Here is an 18952-nt window from a genome sequence, read left to right as displayed (position 1 = left end):
CAGAGCCGCAGGTTCGTGTTTTCTTCTCCATATCCTCTCCGCGTCTCTGTGTTATTTTTACTCTGCCCTAAAATGACAGGCCATGCCGGCCTGTCATTTTGATGTTCTGTCCTTTAATTAAAATGTTGCTTAAAACTGTGTTAACGCAATGGTATCTGCCGGTGCGTTCAGCAGTTCCTTCATTTCATCGTCCAGTTTTAACAAGCTGATGGAAGCCCCTGCCATATCAATGGAGGTCATATAGTTTCCAACGAAGGTTTTGGCGATTTTAATGCCTTTTTCAGCCAATACATCATGAACGCGTTTGTTGAGGATATACAGTTCCATCGCCGGTGTTGCGCCACCGCCGTTAACCATAACCGCAACTTCGGAGCCTGAATAGTCAATATCTGCTAAAATCTTTTCAAGCAGATGGTCTACAATTTCATTTGCCGGTCTTAAAGCTTCGCGGTGGGTACCCGGTTCACCATGGATACCAATACCGATTTCCATTTCATCTTCAGCCAGTTCAAAGCCAGGTTTGCCTGCTGCAGGAACGGTTGATGGTTTGATGGCAACGCCCATGGTGCGTACATTGGCAATAACTTTTTCAGCAACTGCTTTAACATCGGCTAAAGAAGCGCCAGCTTCTGCCTTGGCTCCGGCAATTTTATGGACAAAAATGGTTCCGGCGACACCGCGGCGTCCGGTTGTGTAGAGGCTGTCCTGTACCGCAACATCATCGTTGGTAACAACAGAAGCCACTTCAATGCCGTCGCCTTCAGCCATTTCAGCTGCCATTTCAAAATTCATAACATCACCGGTGTAATTCTTGATGACTAATAATACACCATTGCCAGCGTCTACTGCCTTGATGGCTTCGTAAACCTGATCCGGTGTTGGAGAGGTGTAAACCGCACCTGCTACCGCAGCGTCAAGCATTCCCCTGCCGACAAAACCGCCGTGTGCCGGTTCGTGTCCGCTGCCGCCGCCGCTGACAAGCGCAACTTTTCCTTCTTTTTTATCTGCTCTTACCAGTACGTCTAAGCCTTCAAGGCGTTTAACATAATCTGGATGGGCGTCTACAATCCCTTCAAGCATCTCGTTTTCAACGTTTTCAACATCATTGATAAATTTTTTCATAAGAATTCCCTCCTAATGAACTTTGCTTATTTAATTTATACTATATCACAGTTTTACCCAATTGATAAGTTAATTTTTCATTTGGCAAAATTTTATGTTTGGTGAGCAAAAAAACACTCCTTCCCTTTGGAAAACCTGAATTTTTCTTTTCTTGATGGTTTCTGAAAATATTAATAGTTTCAGCGTTAAACCGCATAAACAGGGGCTTTCAGCATTTGTTAAAAAATTAACTTTCTTTTTAGGTTGTAAATCCTTTACACAATATCAAGATTGTGCTATAATATCATTAAATCGAACTGAGAGCGACACACCGCCGTAAAGGTGATGTAATCGCCGACATGTCAGTAGAATTGTTGTTATCTAAATATTGGGCAGGAGTCTAGGAGGGCCATACTTTCGCATTGCATAAAGAGAATATGTTAATGTTGTTAGTCTGTGCCTTTTTTTAATGAAAACTGTACCATTTATTAACATTTGATTTATTTATGCTGATAGTATCTTCAGAAGCATAATTAAATAAATATATTTTAATTTATTTTAGGGGGTTATACTTATGTCTAAAAAGTATGTATTAGCACTGGATGCCGGAACCACAAGTTCAAGAGCGATTTTATTCAATCATGAAAGCGAAATTGTAAGCGTTGCACAGAAAGAATTTACTCAGATTTATCCGAAGCCAGGTTGGGTTGAACATGATCCAATGGAAATTTGGGCTACTCAGAGTGGTGTAGTAAGTGAAGCAATGGCAAAAGTTGGCGCAACCGCTGATGATATCGCTGCGATCGGTATTACAAACCAGCGTGAAACCACCGTTGTTTGGGATAGAAAAACAGGCGAACCTGTATACAATGCAATCGTTTGGCAGTGCCGCCGTACCGCCAGCTATGCTGATGACTTCAATGCCATCCCTGGCTTTGCAGATTATGTTCAGGACAATACTGGTCTTATTCTTGACCCATACTTCTCTTCTACTAAATTATTATGGATCTTAGACCATGTTGAAGGCGTTCGCGAAAGAGCTGAAAAAGGCGAATTAGCTTTCGGTACCATCGACACATGGCTGCTTTGGAAATTAACCGAAGGCCGCGTTCACGCAACCGACTACTCCAACGCTTCCAGAACAATGCTTTTCAACATCAAATCCTTAAAATGGGATGAAAAATTATGTTCTGAATTCAAATGCCCAATGTCCTTATTACCTGAAGTTAAACCTTCCTCCGGTGTTTTCGGAACCACCACCTTATTCGGTGGCGAAATTCCAATTGCCGGTATCGCTGGTGACCAGCAGGCAGCCCTGTTTGGACAGGCTTGCTTCGAACCTGGTATGGCTAAGAACACCTATGGTACAGGCTGCTTCCTGTTAATGAACACAGGTGATAAATTCGTTAAATCTACAAACGGCTTGTTAACAACCATCGCCTGGGGCCTTGACGGACAGGTTGACTATGCTCTCGAAGGTTCTATCTTCGTAGCTGGCGCTGCTATCCAGTGGTTAAGAGACGAATTAAAGATCATCGATACTTCCCCGGACTCCGAACATTTCGCTAAGAAAGTTCCGGATACCAGTGGTGTTTACATGGTTCCTGCCTTCACCGGTTTAGGCGCTCCGCATTGGGATGCTTACGCTCGTGGCGCGATTGTCGGCTTAACCCGTGGCGCTAACAAATGCCACTTAATCCGTGCGACACTTGAATCCTTAGCTTATCAGACAAAAGACATTCTGGATGCTATGGAAAAAGACTCCGGCGTTTCCTTGAAATCTCTCAAAGTTGACGGCGGCGCATGCAACAATGATTTCTTAATGCAGTTCCAGGCTGACATCCTTGGTGTTCCAGTAGACAGACCGTCTATCGTTGAAACTACCGCTATGGGTGCTTCCTACTTAGCTGGTTTAGCTGTAGATTTCTGGCATGGTAAAGAAGAAGTTACCGACGCCTGGAAGATCGACAGAACCTTCGAACCAATGATGGATTCCGAAGTTCGCGCTAAACTGTACAAAGGCTGGGTAAAAGCTGTAGAATGTGCAAAGGGCTGGGAAGAAGCTGAATAAGCCTCTTTATTGTCAAAAGTAAAAATGTTGGGTTTTTGTCGGGGAGTTTTAGGGCTTTCCCGACAAAAACTTTAACAAAAGTACAAAAAGTGCAAAAAAACTATTTACCTCCGAGTGCCTTTATGCTAGAATACAGGCATAGATGAGTTTAAGGAGGACCTAATGTCGACAAGAAAATGTTTTCTTATGTTTCAAGCGAATCCGATCATCGCCGCTGTCCGAAATCCCAAGGATATTCACGATGCCATCGCATCGGACACACAGGTTATCTTTTTGCTGGGTGGTAACATTTATAACCTCAAAAAAATGGTTGAATATGTGAATCATGCCGGCAAGTATGCCTTCGTCCATCTGGACCTCATTAAAGGCTATGCCCAGGATAACTATTTTATCAAATATCTGAAGGAAGAGATCAACCCTACTGGCATCATTTCAACCAAGAATTCTCTGGTTGCCCGTGCCAAGCAGGAGGGCCTCATGACCATACAGCGTTTATTTTTGCTGGACTCATCCGCCATGGATGTTTCCATCAACTCTGCAAAAAAGATCCGGCCTGACGCCGTTGAAATTTTGCCCGGACTCGTTCCCAAGATTATCCACAGTGTAAAAAAGGAACTGACGGTTCCGATTATTACCGGCGGGTTTATCGAGACAGAAGAAGAGGTTCGTTCTTGCATCGACGCTGGTGCGATCTCTGCCAGTACCTCATATAAACCGTTATGGGACGCCTTTTCAAGCATAAAAAGTGAGCAAAATAATAGAGAAGATGAACCCCTTAAACCTGAGGGAGAATAAAAACTAAATCAATGGCAATGGAGAGCCGCACTAATTTTCTTAGTATTTCATAATTTCTGAGAAAATTGTGTGGTTTTTTTATTGAATAACTAACTTTGTCTATATTTTTAAATATATTATAACAAATCAAGGAGGATTTATTATGTATGATATCGCTATTATAGGCGCTGGTATTGCCGGTTCCTACATAGCCCGGGAGTTATCCCGCTTTCAGTTGGATGTGGTTCTGTTGGATGGAGAAAATGATGTGGGAAATCAGATCACCATGGCAAACTCCGCTATCGTTCATGCTGGCTTCGACGCACCTTCCTATAAATTAAAGGGTAAATTCAACGCACCTGGAAACATTATGTACGAAAAGGTATGTGACGATCTGGATGTTCCTTACAAACGTACCGGTTCCCTGGTCGTTGCCCATAACGAACACGAAATGATGAAACTCCACGAACTCTATCAGAACGGCCTGGTTAACGGTGTTCCGGATATGCGTATCCTGTTTAAGGATGAAGTTCATGAAATGGAGCCAAACATCAATCCGGATATCTGTGGTGCTTTATACGCTGGCACTGCGGGCCTGGTTTCACCTTTCGAATTATGCGCCAAGGTTGCTGAAAATGCAGTTGACAATGGTGTTACACTTAAATTGAACCATCTGGTCACCAATATCCAGAATAAAAATGGTTCCTTCTTAATCAAAACCACCGGTGAAGACATCGAAGCTAAAATCGTAGTCAACGCTGCCGGTGTTTATGCTGACGATATCTACAAGATGGTTGGTGAACCTTACTTCAAGCTTTTAGCACGTAAGGGTAACTATTTCATCTTTGACAAAGAAGTTGGCGGACTGGTTAACAACGTTATCTTCCCCTGCCCGACTAAAAACGGTAAAGGTATCCTCGTTGCCCCAACCGTACACGGCAACCTGTTAATCGGACCAGATGCCTCCCCTGTTGAAAAGGGTGATATCTCCACCACACAGGAAAAACTCGACTACATTAAGGAAAACGCATTAAAGAACTGCCCGACCTTAAAGAACAGCTTCAATAAAATTATCCGTTCCTACGCAGGAACAAGAAACACCCCGGTTGCGGACACCTATACGACCACTGACGGCGACTTTATCATTGAAGAATCTCCGGTTAAGAACTTTGTCAACTTTGCGGGCTATGAATCTCCGGGCCTGACCTCTATTCCTGCTGCCGGCTGGTACGTTGTTGAAGAAATCATCATCCCAATGCTCGAACGCCAGGGCATCGACGTTAAGGAAAATGAAAACTTCAATCCTAAAAACAGAAAACACGTTTACTTCAATGAGCTGTCTGAAGAAGAAAAACGTGAGCTGATCGCTAAAGATCCTAAATATGGTAAGGTTATCTGCCGCTGTGAAACCATCACCGAAGGCGAAATCCTTGACGTTATTCACCGCAGCGCTGGCGCAACCACTGTTAAGAGTGTTAAAAAACGCTGCCGTGCCGGTATGGGACGGTGCCAGGGCGGTTTCTGTTCTCCGAGAGTCGTTGAAATCTTAGCGAGAGAACTGGGCTGTGAAATGGATGATGTTATGTACGACTCAAAAGACAAGGCATACATCCTGTGCGGAAAAACAAAATCTAACGGGGAGGAAGCATAAGCAATGATTTATGATGTAGTTATTTTAGGCGGCGGCCCTGCTGGCCTTGCTGCAGCAGTAGAAGCAAAAAAAGACGGTGCTGAAAATGTGCTGATTCTGGAACGTGACCGTGAACTCGGCGGTATCCTGAACCAGTGTATCCATAATGGATTCGGCTTACATACATTTAAAGAACAGTTAACAGGCCCTGAATACGCAGAGCGTTATATTGATCAGGTGGTTGAACTGGGAATCCCCTACGAACTGAACACCATGGTCCTTGACATGGAAGACAAGGGCGATACTAAGATTGTCCACGCCATCAATGAAGCCGATGGCTATACCGCCATTGAAACAAAATCTGTTATCCTGACCATGGGCTGCCGCGAGCGTACCTCCGGTGCCATCGGTATCCCGGGCTACCGCCCGGCCGGCGTTTTCACCGCTGGTACTGCACAGCGCTTCATTAACATGGAAGGCTACATGGCCGGTAAAGAGGTGGTTATCCTGGGCTCCGGCGATATTGGACTCATCATGGCACGCCGTATGACGCTGGAAGGCGCTCACGTACAGGCTGTCTGCGAATTAATGCCTTACTCCAACGGTCTGGTTCGTAACATTGTCCAGTGTCTGGATGATTACGACATTCCTTTGAAGTTATCCCACACCATCACCTTTATCCACGGTAAGGACCGTATCGAAGGCGTTACGGTCATGCAGGTCGGCGATGACCGCAAGCCAATTCCAGGAACTGAAGAATTTATCCCTTGTGATACCCTGCTCTTATCCGTTGGTCTGATTCCTGAAAATGAAATCTCCCGCAACGCAGGCGTTGATATTGACGGCCGCACCAGTGGACCGGTTGTCGGTGAGTTGCGTGAAACCAGCATGTCTGGCGTATTTGCCTGCGGTAATGTTGTACATGTGCATGACCTCGTCGACTTCGTATCCGAAGAATCCGTACTGGCTGGCAAGGGCGCAGCCAAATATATCAAAGGTGAATTATCCACCGAAACGAACTTTGACACCGTCAACGGCGAAGGAATCTCCTACGTTGTTCCGCAGCACGTTTCTTTGGCGAACATGGATGATGCCCTGACCTTCTACATGCGTGTCCGCAACGTTTATGCCGACAGTGTTGTCAATGCTTACATTAACGGCGAAAAGATCGCCACCAAAAAAGCAAGAAAATTCCTGCCTGCTGAAATGGTAAACTTCAATATTAAAAAAGAAGTACTGGAAAAATATCCAAATGGTAAAATAGAATTTATTGTCGAACCGAAGGAGGCAAAAAAATGAAAACTAATGTAACATGTATTTCATGCCCTTTAGGATGCCAGATGGTCGTTGAAGAAAAAGACGGCCAGTACACAGTAACGGGCAACACCTGTAAAAACGGTGAAAAATATGGGATTGAAGAAGTAACCAATCCTAAACGCGTTATCCCGACTACGGTTGTGATTAACGGCGCCTTGATGGCCCGTCTGCCGGTCAAAACCGCCGACGCTGTGCCAAAGGGAAAAATCTTTGATGTCATGAAAGAAATCGACAAGATTGTTGTCGACGCTCCTGTAAAAATGGGCGATGTCATCATCAAAGACGTTTTAGGCACCGGCGTTGATGTTGTTGCGACAAAAACCATGCCGCGCGTATAAATCCTCGTTCTTTACCTACTAATCTCTTATACATAAAAAGAACCGCTCAACTGGGCGGTTCTTTTTATTGGAGCTTATTGTCGCTTATTCTTCTTCATCCTCATCTACCGGCTGGTAGGTAGTCCCGTTAATGACCAGCGAACCATCGTCCCAGATGGCGTTGGCGTCAATTTCGTATTTTGCCTCCTTGCCCTCACTGTTGATATAGGTAAGGGTCGCCTTTAACGGGTCTTCGTCGCTGGACATGGTAATGGTATAGGCTGAGCTGCCTGTGTCGGAACCGTTTTGCCATTCAAGAGAGCGGTCCTGATTAAAGATGATTCTGGAATCGCCGCTCTGGTAGGTTCCGCGGATATAGGCTGTAAACATCAGCGCGCCTGAGCTTTGATCGGTCTGTTCCATATTCTTGATGGTATAGGTGGCCTCAGCGACCTTGCCCTTGCTGCCGCCATCCCTGGTACAGGCCTTTAAGGTTGAATCAAAATTGATCTTTAAAGGTGTCTCCGGATCATACACGTTGCCACCGTCCCTGGGATCGGAGCCGTCAAGGGTATAATAAATGGTTCCAGTACCGGCATTTGAAAGGGTGACTTCCTGTTCGCCATAGTATTCTCCTGATTCCAAAGATATTTTGGTGGTAAGATCTTTTCCGCAACCGCTGAGCGATGGGATCAGGAGCAAAATGATCATAATAAGTGCGATTAAATGTCTCTTTTTCATTCTTTACCTCTTTTCCTTGATATTTCTATTATATAACGGTTTCATCAAAAAAGAAACCCTTATTTGCTGTCATTTATACCCACTTCGTATCTATTGCGAACAATGAAAAAGCAGAAGCACTTAGCGGCTTCTGCTTTATATTTTATTCAACGCCTATTAATATGCCTGTCCCCCGCAGGGCTTCCTCGACCTCATCCAGAATGCTCTCGGAATCCGCTTCGACGGTGTGGTAATGCTCGCCGCCGGTAATGTCGGTCAGGGGCTTTACCCCGTGGTTCTTGACCTTATCCACAAAGAGCCGGACGTCACGCCTTGAAAATACATTGAGCTCAGCTTCGATTTTGCCGTAGATGGCGTGTCTTACAAAGACATCCACTGCCCGGGCGCCCGCATCCACAATGCGGTTGAGCTCATCCTCAATCTGTTCGGGCCCGTGGCAGACCTTAAAAATCCGGCTGACATAGGCTGGCTGGGTCATTATATAGCCGCGATGGGTGGAGATAATGCCCGGGCAGCTGGCCCGGATCAGGGCAATGTCCTGAACGATCACCTGCCGGCTGACATTAAATTTTTTTCCCAGAAAGGCGCCGGATATGGGGGCTTTGGACGTTTTGAGCACGTCCACAATTTCTCTGCGCCGCTGTTCTCCGTCCAAATAATCACCAACCTTTCTCTTTTTTTATTCTACGCTTCAAGGGGTTTGAGATTCTTGAGCGAAAAGTCCAGAATGGGCGCGGAATGGGTCAGTGCGCCGCAGGATACATAGTCGACGCCAATGCCGGCGATCTCGGCCAGGCGCTCCAGGGTAACATTGCCTGAGCACTCGGTCTCGGCCCGTCCGGCCACCATTGCCACGGCTTTTTTCACGGTTTCATTGTCCATGTTGTCCAGCATGATGATATCGGCTCCGGCTTCTAGGGCTTCCTCCAGCATGTCAAGGCTCTCGACCTCCACCTCGATTTTTCGCACAAAGGAAGCATACTCCTTTGCCAGGGCCACTGCTTTTTTCACGCTTCCCGCCGCCCCGATATGGTTATCCTTGAGCAAAATGCCGTCAGACAGGTTATAGCGGTGGTTATGACCGCCTCCGACCTTGACAGCGTATTTCTCAAAAACACGCATGTTTGGGGTGGTTTTGCGCGTATCCAGCAGCTTTGTATGGCTTCCCTCCAGCGCGGCGGCCAGCCGTTTGGTATAGGATGCGATGCCGCTCATGCGCTGGAGAAAATTCAGGGCAGTCCGTTCACCGGTGAGCAGACAGCGGATATCGCCGGTGACCACACCGATCAGCGCGCCGTTGGCCACCTGGTCTCCGTCCCCATAGTAAAACTCAAAGGCGGCGGTATCGTCCAAAAGCTCGAAAACCCGCCGGAAAACGCCGATGCCAGCCAGCACCCCATCCTGCTTGCAGATCAGCTCAGCTCTGCCCTGCCGGGGCTCTGGCATGACCGCGTTTGTGGTAATGTCCTCGCTGGTCACATCCTCCCGCAGGGCGCTCAGTATTGCATCGTCAACATTTATTTTAATTGTTGCACCATTGTTCATAAAAATGTGTGTCCTCTCTCTTGATTTCCTCTAGTATCAGTGACCTGTAGTCCGGAATTGCCGGGACGGCTGACAGCACCGAGGGGCCAGGCAACCCAAAGGCCAGGCTGCGCGGCGGCTCTGCCGCAATATGCCGGGCGGCCCTTTCGGCAAAGACCAGACTTTCCAGCAGGGAGTTGCTGGCGAGGCGGTTGGCCCCGTGGACGCCATTGCAGCTGGTTTCCCCCACGGCGTACAGATGGTCAAAGGAGGTCCGGCTGTCCAAATCCACCTCAATGCCGCCCATAAAGTAATGCTGGGCCGGTGTGACCGGTATGGGCTCCCTTGTCATGTCATAGCCCTCCTCCAGACAATGCTGGTAAATATTGGGAAAACGGTTCTTTATGGCCTCTGCCCCCAGATGGACAACCGATAAGCGCACGTACTCGCTGTGGTCGATGGCCTTTTGCTTTTCAATGGCCTCGGTCAGCAGGTCTCTTGGCAGCAGCTCATTGACAAACCGCTCGCCCTTGGCGTTTAACAGAATACCGCCCTCGCCCCGGACCGATTCGGAGATCAGAAAAGAACGGCCCGGCTTCTGGGAATACAGGGTGGTGGGATGAATCTGGATATAATTGATGTTCTTTACCGCGATGCCATGCCGGATGGCAATGCCCAGCGCATCCCCGGTAATGTGGGGATAGTTGGTGGAATAGCGGAACAGGCCGCCCAGGCCGCCTGTGGCCAGCACAATGTTTTCTGCGTAAAGCGGGAAGGTCTCTCCGGTTTGGCTCCGGGCCACAATCCCCGAGCAGCGGGTGTTTTCGCAGATGAGGTCGATCATGGTCGTAAACTCATGAAACTCAATGTTTCTGCGGGTTTTTACCTGCTCCAGCAGCTTGCTGGTGATTTCCCTGCCGGTCACATCGTCGTGAAACAGGATTCTGGGCGTGGAGTGGGCGCCTTCACGGGTGAAAGCAAAGCCGCTGCCCTCCCGTCTGAAATCCACACCATAGCGGACCAGCTCGTCGATGATGTGCGGCGAGCTGTTAATCATCACCGATACGGCCTGCGGGTCGTTCTGGTAATGGCCGGCCTTCATGGTATCCTCGTAATAGCTTTTATAATCCTCAGGGCTCTTAAGCATACAGATCCCGCCCTGGGCCAGGAAGGAATCGCTGTTTTCAGCCTCATCCTTGGTAATCATGATAATTCTCAAATTCTGGGGCAGCTTAAGGGCGCAGAACAGGCCTGCCGCCCCGGTTCCGACGATAATAACATCGGCATGATTCTTCATTTTCACACACTTCCTTACTGTGCTAACGCGTGCATTTTTTTAAGGGAACGGGATGCCTGCACGCGTTGTGTTTCATCCATTTCCATTGTATTGTCAAAGGTTTCCAGGGTATGCAGCATCTTTTCCAGAGTATTCTTCTTCATGTTTTCACAGACGCAGAGCTCATCGACCATATAAAAGGCCTTGTCCGGGTACTGCTTTTTCATCTGGTGCAGAACCCCTTCCTCGGTGGCGATGATATAGCTGTCCCCGCCGTCCTTTCCCGGGAAGTCGATGATGCCTGAGGTACTGCCGATGTAGTCAGCCAGGGCCAGGGCTTCGGGAATGCACTCGGGGTGCATGAGTACCTTGGCGCCGGGATGCTCTTCCTTTGCCTTTCTGACAAGGGCTTCGCTGATCCGGGCATGGGTCGGGCAGAAGCCATTGTGAAAGTAAAAGGTCTTCTCCGGCAGCTTTTCGGCGATATGACGGCCCAGGTTGGAATCCGGCACAAAGTAGATTTCCTTCTCGGGCATGGCGGCCACCACACGCTCAGCATTGGACGAGGTGACGCAGACATCGGCCCAGGCCTTGGTTTCGGCGGTTGAATTGATATAACAGACCACTGCTGCGTCAGGGTATTCTGCCTTGAGCTTTTGAATATCCCCAGGGGTAACCATGTGGGCCATTGGGCAGTCGGCCTCCAGGTCTGGCATGAGCACCGTTTTATCCGGACTCAGGATTTTCGCGCTCTCTCCCATAAATTCGACGCCGCAGAACAGGATGACCTTTTCACTGGCCTCCGCCGCTTTTTTGCTGAGCAGGTAGGAATCGCCCACATAGTCAGCTATATCCTGGATGTCACCGGTCACGTAATAATGGGCCAGAATCACGACATCCTTTTCCTTTTTGAGCGCCAAAATCCGCTCAACCATTTCGTTCATAATTCTCCTCCGTGTATACAGTCTTTCCAACCATTATAGCATCTGTCTTGTCACATAACAAGCATCGTTGTAAATTTATCAAAGTTTTAGCTGAAAAAGCGCATAAAAAGACCCCTTTGTCATCAAAAATCGTTGACGAAGGGGCATGAGGACTCAGAGAACGGGCTTAACCGGCTCAGCCTGTGATAAACTGCGCCACGAAGATATTACTGTTGAGGATCAGCAGAAAGATCAGAACGCTGATGATGGAAACGTAGACTCGCTTCTGGAGCTTACTGGGTGTCTCCCGCCCCAAAAGGACCAGATCCCGGATGCCAAAGACCATGATAAACACAATGACTGCATTGACGCCCAGGGTATCGTAGGAAGCGAAATCGGTGGGGAGAAGGCCCAGATAATACATAAAGGCCAGAGGAACAAAGAGCAGCAGCAGGACCAGGTCTGCCGCCTTACGTCTGGTTTTATAATAGGTCACCAGCGACAGGATAAAGAAAAACAGGACGCAGAATACAAAGATGCCGGCCACCATCTGGTTGTACGGGGTTACCGCCAGACTGACGGGGTCTTTGTAATAGACCGCTGAGCCAAAAAAGGCTTCGACGATCTTGTTTAAACAGCCGGGCACCACGGTGCCGAAGAACCACAGCAGGCGGCCGCCGAATTCGCCGAGCGAGCCCACCGGATCCAGTCCCAGGTTCAGCACCCGCTCTGCCGAGCCGGCCAGCGCCTGGGCGATGCCGAAATAAATGGCGGTCCCCCACACAAAGAGCAAAGCGAAAAAGCCGACGTATTTCACCGAGGAATGGGCTGCCCGGTTAAAATAAACGTAGCCGGTCAGCAGCACAAAGGTCACCATGGTGGGAATCTGGGCCAGCAGGAAGGTTACGAGTAAAAAGACCAGGGACAGCAGCAGCGCGATGTAGGCGGTTTTGAGGTCGCGGTCTGCCAGGGCGCTGTCAAAACGGTCATACAGGATAACACACACGCCGGCACAGCAGACGGCCGGAATAAAAGCCACCAGGCTCGCGTAGGCCGTGAAATCTGTGATCACTGAGAAGGCCATGAGGACTGTGGTTACCAGAAAAGCCACCAGGTCGTTGTGGGATTTGCTGCGGCGCCACTGGTCCAGAAGCAGGCCAAAAAGCACAAGAAAGGCCACGTTAAAGGCTCTGAGCATCCAGGCACTCTCTGGTGTCAGGCCTGAAAAAATATTCTGGAGGACACCCTCAAAGGCCCGCCCGTTCTCGATGGCCCTTGGAATATTCTCATCAAAGGTCTGGGTAAAGAACAGATAGTCCGTGGGATAGCGGAACTGTGGCAGCAGTAAAAACAATGCGGTCAGAATAATGACCGCGGACAGCACCACGCCGTACCAGTTGTGCTGAATCCACTGCCTTGGCGTCTTTTGGGGGCCATTATTGGTAATGTACCAGACCACCGTGCCGGGAATACCGGGAAATAGGATCAAAAATGCAATTTCAAGGGGCAGCGGCCCTCCTGGCATCACGGGAATGAGCACAGCCCCCAGGGCGATCAGGACAATAAAATATGCGATAAAGCCGTTTCTGAGTTTTCGATTGTCTCCAATGGTTTTTTCCATTTCAATTTTCTCCTTTTTTCATCATATTCTTTGATTACCCAAAGGAGTCTGAAATGAAACAAATAAAAAAACGCGGCGTGCCATACCGGTACGCGGCGCTTCAGTATTAAAAAGTGTCCGCCCTATTTCAGCCGTTTCAGGTCAAAGACCATGCCCTGGCAGAACTTGAGGTTTTCTGCGGGCTGGTTGTCGATGATCTCAAAGCTTTCGTGGGGAATGTCGGTTCGGTAGGACCAGACATAGGGGCCCTTGCACCATCTTACCTCGATGGGGCTGGCCTTTGCCTTAGCCTCATGCGAATAGATGCAGTTGCAGGGGCAGTCCTCGAAAAGGCCTTTTTCCGTTATATAAAGAGTGCCGCCGTCAACGGTCTGGCGTTCCTCTTCGATGGCGCCGTGAAAAACCGTCCGGTCGTCGGAGCAGCCAAAGACAATGACAAAGCCATGTTCTCTGGCCTGTATGATTTCATCCTCTGTCATTTCCTTTTTGTATTCTCTGCCGTCTAACAGTGCCGCAAAATCCTGAATTGTTTTCATACTTACCCTCCTCAGCACGATTTCTAACTCTTATTATAGCGCAGATTTTCCATAATGAAAAGCCAGAGGCTAAAAAACCCGGATCTATGGGGGAGATCCGGGTAAAGTTTACTACATGTCGAATTTTTTATGAATATGGATCATAGCTTCCTTGGCGCGTTCCTTATCAATGAGACAGGAAATCTTGATTTCAGAGGTGCTGATGGTCTGAATGTTGATGCCCAGTTCAAAGAGGGCTTCAAAGAATTTAGAGGCGATTTCCGCATTGGCGACAATGCCGGTTCCCACAACGGACAGCTTGGCAACGCCCTTGTCAAAAGCAACCTTCTGGGCTTCCACCTCAAAGGCGAATTTCTGGGATACCTCTACGGCTTCCTGAAGCTCGTCGGCGTCCACGGTGAATGAGATATCGTTGACCGCGGTGCGGTTGACGTTCTGCACGATCATGTCGACGTGAATATTGGCAGAGGCCAGCATGCTGAACAGCTTGAAGGCAATCCCCGGCTGGTCTGGTACTTCAAAAATTGATATTTTAGCGATATTTTCGTCTAACGCGATTCCTCTGACTAACACTTTTTCCATTTTAACATCCTCCTTGATAATCGTTCCTTCGTTATTATTATAGCTCGATCTTACGATGAGCGGCATCTTGAATTTTTCGGCAAGCTCCACAGAGCGCGGGTGCAAAACGCCTGCACCGAGGCTGGCCATTTCCAGAACCTCCTGATAGGAGACCTCGTCCATTTTGGTGGCTGTGGGCACAACACGCGGGTCGGCGTTGTAGACCCCGTCCACATCGGTGTAAATTTCGCAGCATTTTGCCTCCAGGGCCGCCGCCACTGCCACCGCACTGGTATCTGAGCCGCCGCGGCCCAGGGTCGTGATATCGCGGTTTTCGTCCACTCCCTGGAAGCCGGCCACGATGACGATTTTCTCATCGGCCAGCTCTCTCTCGATGCGGGCCGTGTCGATACCGCTGATGCGGGCACGCTTGTGCACATCCGACGTCTGGATGCCGCACTGAGCGCCGGTCAGGGACACCACGTCATGGCCAATGGTCTGAATGGCCATGGCTAAAAGGGAAATGGATACCTGCTCGCCCGTGGCCAGCAGCACGTCCATCTCACGGCTCGGCGGGTTCGGGTTAATGGCCATGGCCAGGTCCACCAGCTCATCGGTGGTTTTGCCCATGGCAGAGACCACCACAACCACCCTGTTGCCGGCGTTTTTGGTTTCCACGATCCGCCGCGCGACGCGTTTGATTTTTTCAACCGTGCCGACGCTGGTACCGCCGTACTTCTGCACAATTAAATCTTCCATAAATACTCCTCTTTAACAATGTTCTCTTTTATTTATTCATAGATGCGCGCGTAGAAGCACTCGCTCTGTTTTTCCTTGATTTTGTCAACCATGGCGTCAAAGACATCGGCCGCCACCGGCTCTGTCATGAAGAATAACCGGTTGTCGCTGACAATGATGTTTTTGCGTGCGCAGACCTCGTCCACAGCGTTTAAGGCATGCTCGAAGGTCTCATGGCTGTCAATGTCCACACGCAGGTAATATTTGCCCTTGAAGGCGCCCACGCCTTTTTTTTCCAGCTGCTTTCTGAAAACCAGTGGTTTTGGGAAGTTATTATCCTTAATACAGTTGATGATGTAAAGGGCGTCGCCCACCACCGCGTTGGCGGTGGCGTCCTTGCCTGCGCCCTTGCCGTAGAACTGAAGCTCGCCGATAATATCGCCCACAATGGAGATGATGTTAAACTCGGAGTTAACATTACTCATGATGGAGGCTTCCTTGAACATCACCGGTTCCACGGTGGTGTAGACCTGGTTCCCTTCCTCTAACCGGGAGTGGCCCAGATACTTGATGACATAGCCGTAATCGCCGGCCATCTCGATGTCCACTGCACGCACGTCGGACAGGCCGCGTTTGCGCACATCCTCATCCTTAATGATACCGCCGTAGGCCAAAGAGGACAGAATCGCCAGCTTTCTGGAGACATCGTAGCCTTCAATATCCGCTGTCGGGTCGGCCTCTGCGAAGCCGATGCTCTGGGCCAGCTTCAGGGTATCTGCAAAATCCGCGCCTTCCTCGGTCATCTTGGACAGAATGAAATTGGTGGTGCCGTTGAGAATGCCCTTGATTTCATTGACACGGTTGATCTTCAACTCTTCCTTTAAAGAGCCAATGATGGGAATCCCGCCGCCGACACTGGCTTCGTAGCGCAGAATCACATTGTTTTCCGCCGCGATGGTCAGCAGCTCCTCGAAGTATTCGGAGATAACAGCCTTGTTGGCGGTTACCACATGCTTGCCGCTCTGCAGCGCCCGCTTGATCAGGCCATACTCAAAATCCATACCGCCGAGAAGTGCGATGACAATCTCGATATCCGGATCGTCCATGATGTCGTCCGGGTTGGTGACCACGCGGGCCACCTTGTCCTCTCCGGCTACCTGCTTGTTGGGATCCTTATCCAGAATTTTGGTGATCACAACCTTTTCGTCCAGGTTCTTGGCGAACCGTCCCTTGTTTAAATTGATGAGCTCGTAGACACCGGTTCCGATGGTTCCAAACCCCAATAATCCAATATTCAAATGATTTTCACCTCTGTAAATGTATTCATTAAAAAAACACTTGTTTTTATCTCGAAAACATTCTATCATATATATTAAGGATATTCAATAAAAATTTTGGAGGAACTATGAAAGAAAAATATGTCAGCACACGCGGAGGCGAAACGAACGTGTCCGCGTCGGAAGGAATTATCAAAGGAATCGCCAAGGATGGCGGCTTATTCGTCCCTTCATTCATCCATGACATAAAAATTGACCTGACCGCCCTGAAGGATGCAACCTACGGAGAAGTGGCTTTTGAGATTTTCAAGCATTTTCTGGACGACTTCAGTGAGGAACAGATTAAGGACTGCATCCACAATGCCTATTATACCGGAAAATTTGAAAATGAGGAACCCGTTTCCCTCAAAAAAGTCGATGACCGTTATTTTCTTGAGCTGTACCACGGCCCTACCTGCGCGTTCAAGGACATGGCCCTGACCATTTTACCCTACCTGATGACCACTGCCATGAAAAACGCCGACATCAGCAAGGACATCGTCATTTTAACCGCCACCTCCGGCGACACCGGAAAGGCGGCCCTCGAGGGCTTTGCCAAGGTGCCGCACATCAATATTGTGGTCTACTATCCAAAGGACGGCGTCAGCACCATTCAGGAAAAACAGATGCTGACCCAGGACGGTGACAACACCTGCGTCATCGGCGTGGCCGGAAACTTTGACGATACCCAGAACGGCGTCAAGGAAATTCTGAATAACAGCGGCCTGATCGAGGAGCTGCGTGAACAGGGCTATGTCTTCTCCTCGGCCAATTCCATCAATATCGGGCGCCTGCTGCCCCAGATCGTCTACTATTTTTACAGCTACATGCAGCTTTATAAGAAGGCGGTCATCGACCTGGGCGAGGCTGTCAACTTTGTGGTGCCGACCGGCAACTTCGGAAATATTCTGGCCGGCTACTATGCCCGCGCCATCGGCCTGCCGGTCAGCCGCCTGATCTGCGCGTCCAATAAAAACAACATCCTGACCGATTTCTTCAATACCGGCAAGTATGACCGCAACCGCGATTTCTACAAGACCATGTCCCCGTCCATGGACATTCTGATCTCCAGCAATCTGGAACGCCTGCTCTACGACGTTACTGGCGAAAACAGTGAGATGATCACAGACCTGATGAATAAGCTGAGCGCCGACGGCGCCTATGAGATGGACCGCCAGCTGCTTTTCCTGGGCGACGACCACGTTTTCTACGCTGGCTGCGCCAATGAGGACGAAACCGCCGGCGCCATAAAACGCATGTTTGAATACGAGCACTATCTCATGGACCCGCACACCGCTGTGGCCAGCAAGGTCTACAGCGAATACCGCGAGGACACAGGTGATGTTGAAACCCCGACCATCATTCTCTCCACTGCCAGCCCCTACAAATTTGGCCGCAGTGTGTACGAAAGCATCTTCGGCGAGGTGCCCGAGGGCATGGACGATTACGCGGTGCTCAAGGAGCTGGCCGCCCGGACCGAAACGGAAATCCCCGCTCCGCTGAGGGATCTGGATCAGAAGGAAAACCGACACGATAAGGTATGCAGCCCGGAAGAAATGGCCGGCTGTATCACAGCATTTTTAGAGAAATAGGAGCGTGAACCACTCATGATAAAAGTACGCGTACCCGCAACAACAGCCAATATCGGACCTGGCTTTGATGCCTTCGGTATGGCTTTTCAGTTATATAATATTTTCAGCTTTGAGGAAAGGGACAACGGCAAGCTTACCATCCGCGGCGTCGAACGGCGCTACCAGGGTAAGTCCAATCTGGTCTACAAGGCCATGCTCAAGGTCTTTAACCATGTCCATTACCGTCCGAAGGGCATTTACATTTACACCGATGTCAACATCCCTGTAAGCCGCGGCCTGGGCAGCTCTGCCGCCTGCATTGTCGGCGGCCTGGTGGGGGCCAACACCCTCTGCGGCGCTCCCCTGACAGGCAAGGAGCTCTTTGACATGGCAGTCGAGATGGAGGGCCACCCCGACAACGTGGCCCCGGCCATGTTCGGCGGCCTGGTGGTCTCCCTTGGGCTCAAGGAAGAAAACCACTATATCAAAAACGAGGTTTCCAAATGCTTTGAGTTCTACGGCATTATCCCGGACTTTACCCTGTCCACCATGGAGGCCCGCAGGGCCCTGCCAAAAAAAGTATTCCATAAGGACGCGGTGTTCAACGTGTCCCGCGCGACCATGACCTACCTCGCCCTGTCTGAGGGGCGGCCGGATATCCTGAAGGTCAGCGTCGAGGATAAACTGCACCAGCCTTACCGTCAGGGCCTTATCGCCCATTACGATGAGGTGGCCCAAAAAGCGCAGACCCTGGGGGCGCTTAACACCTGCATCAGCGGTGCCGGCCCCACCATTCTGGCCATCACCACCAGAGACAATGACCAGTTTTATGAAAAAATGGGTAAGTATTTGAAGGATAAGCTGCCGGGATGGACCCTGCTCAAACTGGAGCCGGACAACACCGGCGTTTGTACCGATCAGCACTCTTAAGGAGG

General features: G+C 49.5%; 17 protein-coding genes. 7 read left to right on the top strand and 10 right to left on the bottom strand.

Annotation, left to right across the window (positions count from 1 at the left end; all coding sequences use genetic code 11):
• Nucleotides 1-129 precede the first annotated feature (129 nt).
• Entirely contained in the window at nucleotides 130-1122 is a 993-nt protein-coding gene (gene dhaK, locus I2B62_RS16850) for a dihydroxyacetone kinase subunit DhaK (RefSeq protein WP_195270206.1), read from the bottom strand.
• A gap of 553 nt (nucleotides 1123-1675) precedes the next feature.
• Here dhaK and glpK point away from each other — a divergent pair.
• The 5 genes from glpK (at nucleotide 1676) to I2B62_RS16825 (ending at nucleotide 7231) form a co-directional block, all read left to right on the top strand.
• Nucleotides 1676-3172 (top strand): glycerol kinase GlpK, encoded by a 1497-nt coding sequence (glpK, locus tag I2B62_RS16845; RefSeq protein WP_195270205.1) that lies wholly within the window; start codon nucleotides 1676-1678, stop codon nucleotides 3170-3172.
• 162 nt (nucleotides 3173-3334) lie between these two features.
• A complete protein-coding gene (locus I2B62_RS16840; protein WP_195270204.1) occupies nucleotides 3335-3967 on the top strand; it encodes a glycerol-3-phosphate responsive antiterminator in 633 nt (210 codons plus the stop codon).
• 142 nt (nucleotides 3968-4109) lie between these two features.
• Nucleotides 4110-5597 (top strand): NAD(P)/FAD-dependent oxidoreductase, encoded by a 1488-nt coding sequence (locus tag I2B62_RS16835; protein ID WP_195270203.1) that lies wholly within the window; start codon nucleotides 4110-4112, stop codon nucleotides 5595-5597.
• Nucleotides 5598-5600: 3 nt separating this feature from the next.
• Nucleotides 5601-6875 carry an FAD-dependent oxidoreductase gene (locus tag I2B62_RS16830; RefSeq protein ID WP_195270202.1) on the top strand — a complete coding sequence of 425 codons (1275 nt, stop codon included), beginning with the start codon at nucleotides 5601-5603 and terminating at the stop codon, nucleotides 6873-6875.
• A complete protein-coding gene (locus I2B62_RS16825; protein ID WP_195270201.1) occupies nucleotides 6872-7231 on the top strand; it encodes a DUF1667 domain-containing protein in 360 nt (119 codons plus the stop codon). The genes I2B62_RS16830 and I2B62_RS16825 overlap by 4 nt, the downstream gene beginning before the upstream one ends.
• An 84-nt stretch (nucleotides 7232-7315) precedes the next feature.
• On the opposite strand, the gene I2B62_RS16820 is transcribed toward I2B62_RS16825, so the two are convergent.
• From I2B62_RS16820 to I2B62_RS16780, 9 genes are all read right to left on the bottom strand, one after another.
• Nucleotides 7316-7951: a chitobiase/beta-hexosaminidase C-terminal domain-containing protein gene (locus tag I2B62_RS16820; RefSeq protein WP_195270200.1), complete on the bottom strand. Its 636-nt coding sequence runs from the start codon at nucleotides 7949-7951 to the stop codon at nucleotides 7316-7318.
• Nucleotides 7952-8093: 142 nt separating this feature from the next.
• Nucleotides 8094-8606, bottom strand: a complete 513-nt coding sequence (locus I2B62_RS16815) for a transcription repressor NadR (protein ID WP_195270199.1) — start codon at nucleotides 8604-8606, stop codon at nucleotides 8094-8096.
• 29 nt (nucleotides 8607-8635) lie between these two features.
• Nucleotides 8636-9496 carry a carboxylating nicotinate-nucleotide diphosphorylase gene (nadC, locus tag I2B62_RS16810; RefSeq protein ID WP_195270198.1) on the bottom strand — a complete coding sequence of 287 codons (861 nt, stop codon included), beginning with the start codon at nucleotides 9494-9496 and terminating at the stop codon, nucleotides 8636-8638.
• The gene (locus tag I2B62_RS16805) at nucleotides 9474-10772 is read right to left on the bottom strand and encodes an L-aspartate oxidase (protein WP_195270197.1); all 1299 of its coding nucleotides are present in this window, start codon (nucleotides 10770-10772) and stop codon (nucleotides 9474-9476) included. The genes nadC and I2B62_RS16805 overlap by 23 nt, the downstream gene beginning before the upstream one ends.
• Nucleotides 10773-10786: 14 nt before the next feature.
• A complete protein-coding gene (gene nadA, locus I2B62_RS16800; protein ID WP_195270196.1) occupies nucleotides 10787-11695 on the bottom strand; it encodes a quinolinate synthase NadA in 909 nt (302 codons plus the stop codon).
• A 175-nt stretch (nucleotides 11696-11870) separates the two neighbouring features.
• Nucleotides 11871-13295: a hypothetical protein gene (locus I2B62_RS16795; RefSeq protein ID WP_195270195.1), complete on the bottom strand. Its 1425-nt coding sequence runs from the start codon at nucleotides 13293-13295 to the stop codon at nucleotides 11871-11873.
• 122 nt (nucleotides 13296-13417) lie between these two features.
• Nucleotides 13418-13831 (bottom strand): hypothetical protein, encoded by a 414-nt coding sequence (locus I2B62_RS16790; protein WP_195270194.1) that lies wholly within the window; start codon nucleotides 13829-13831, stop codon nucleotides 13418-13420.
• Nucleotides 13832-13942: 111 nt separating this feature from the next.
• Complete coding sequence (locus I2B62_RS16785; RefSeq protein WP_195270193.1) at nucleotides 13943-15151, bottom strand: aspartate kinase; 1209 nt, start codon at nucleotides 15149-15151, stop codon at nucleotides 13943-13945.
• 32 nt (nucleotides 15152-15183) lie between these two features.
• A complete protein-coding gene (locus I2B62_RS16780) occupies nucleotides 15184-16428 on the bottom strand; it encodes a homoserine dehydrogenase (protein WP_195270192.1) in 1245 nt (414 codons plus the stop codon).
• Between the two features lie 107 nt (nucleotides 16429-16535).
• On the opposite strand from I2B62_RS16780, the gene thrC reads away from it, so the two are divergent.
• Nucleotides 16536-18038, top strand: a complete 1503-nt coding sequence (gene thrC, locus I2B62_RS16775; RefSeq protein WP_195270191.1) for a threonine synthase — start codon at nucleotides 16536-16538, stop codon at nucleotides 18036-18038.
• A gap of 15 nt (nucleotides 18039-18053) precedes the next feature.
• The gene (gene thrB / locus I2B62_RS16770; protein WP_195270190.1) at nucleotides 18054-18947 is read left to right on the top strand and encodes a homoserine kinase; all 894 of its coding nucleotides are present in this window, start codon (nucleotides 18054-18056) and stop codon (nucleotides 18945-18947) included.
• Nucleotides 18948-18952 lie beyond the last annotated feature (5 nt).

The sequence above is a fragment of the Eubacterium sp. 1001713B170207_170306_E7 genome (assembly GCF_015547515.1).
In the GTDB taxonomy this organism is placed as follows: domain Bacteria; phylum Bacillota; class Clostridia; order Eubacteriales; family Eubacteriaceae; genus Eubacterium.
This window is presented reverse-complemented; position numbering and strand designations above follow the sequence as displayed.

Bases quoted from the DNA above. Each gene is read 5' to 3' on its own strand.
- I2B62_RS16790 (WP_195270194.1), bottom strand. From the start codon at position 13,831: ATGAAAACAATTCAGGATTTTGCGGCACTGTTAGACGGCAGAGAATAC.
- I2B62_RS16830 (WP_195270202.1), top strand. From the start codon at position 5,601: ATGATTTATGATGTAGTTATTTTAGGCGGCGGCCCTGCTGGCCTTGCT.
- thrB (WP_195270190.1), top strand. From the start codon at position 18,054: ATGATAAAAGTACGCGTACCCGCAACAACAGCCAATATCGGACCTGGC.
- nadC (WP_195270198.1), bottom strand. From the start codon at position 9,496: ATGAACAATGGTGCAACAATTAAAATAAATGTTGACGATGCAATACTG.
- I2B62_RS16805 (WP_195270197.1), bottom strand. From the start codon at position 10,772: ATGAAGAATCATGCCGATGTTATTATCGTCGGAACCGGGGCGGCAGGC.
- I2B62_RS16825 (WP_195270201.1), top strand. From the start codon at position 6,872: ATGAAAACTAATGTAACATGTATTTCATGCCCTTTAGGATGCCAGATG.
- I2B62_RS16835 (WP_195270203.1), top strand. From the start codon at position 4,110: ATGTATGATATCGCTATTATAGGCGCTGGTATTGCCGGTTCCTACATA.
- I2B62_RS16820 (WP_195270200.1), bottom strand. From the start codon at position 7,951: ATGAAAAAGAGACATTTAATCGCACTTATTATGATCATTTTGCTCCTG.
- nadA (WP_195270196.1), bottom strand. From the start codon at position 11,695: ATGAACGAAATGGTTGAGCGGATTTTGGCGCTCAAAAAGGAAAAGGAT.
- I2B62_RS16840 (WP_195270204.1), top strand. From the start codon at position 3,335: ATGTCGACAAGAAAATGTTTTCTTATGTTTCAAGCGAATCCGATCATC.
- I2B62_RS16785 (WP_195270193.1), bottom strand. From the start codon at position 15,151: ATGGAAGATTTAATTGTGCAGAAGTACGGCGGTACCAGCGTCGGCACG.
- glpK (WP_195270205.1), top strand. From the start codon at position 1,676: ATGTCTAAAAAGTATGTATTAGCACTGGATGCCGGAACCACAAGTTCA.
- I2B62_RS16795 (WP_195270195.1), bottom strand. From the start codon at position 13,295: ATGGAAAAAACCATTGGAGACAATCGAAAACTCAGAAACGGCTTTATC.
- thrC (WP_195270191.1), top strand. From the start codon at position 16,536: ATGAAAGAAAAATATGTCAGCACACGCGGAGGCGAAACGAACGTGTCC.
- dhaK (WP_195270206.1), bottom strand. From the start codon at position 1,122: ATGAAAAAATTTATCAATGATGTTGAAAACGTTGAAAACGAGATGCTT.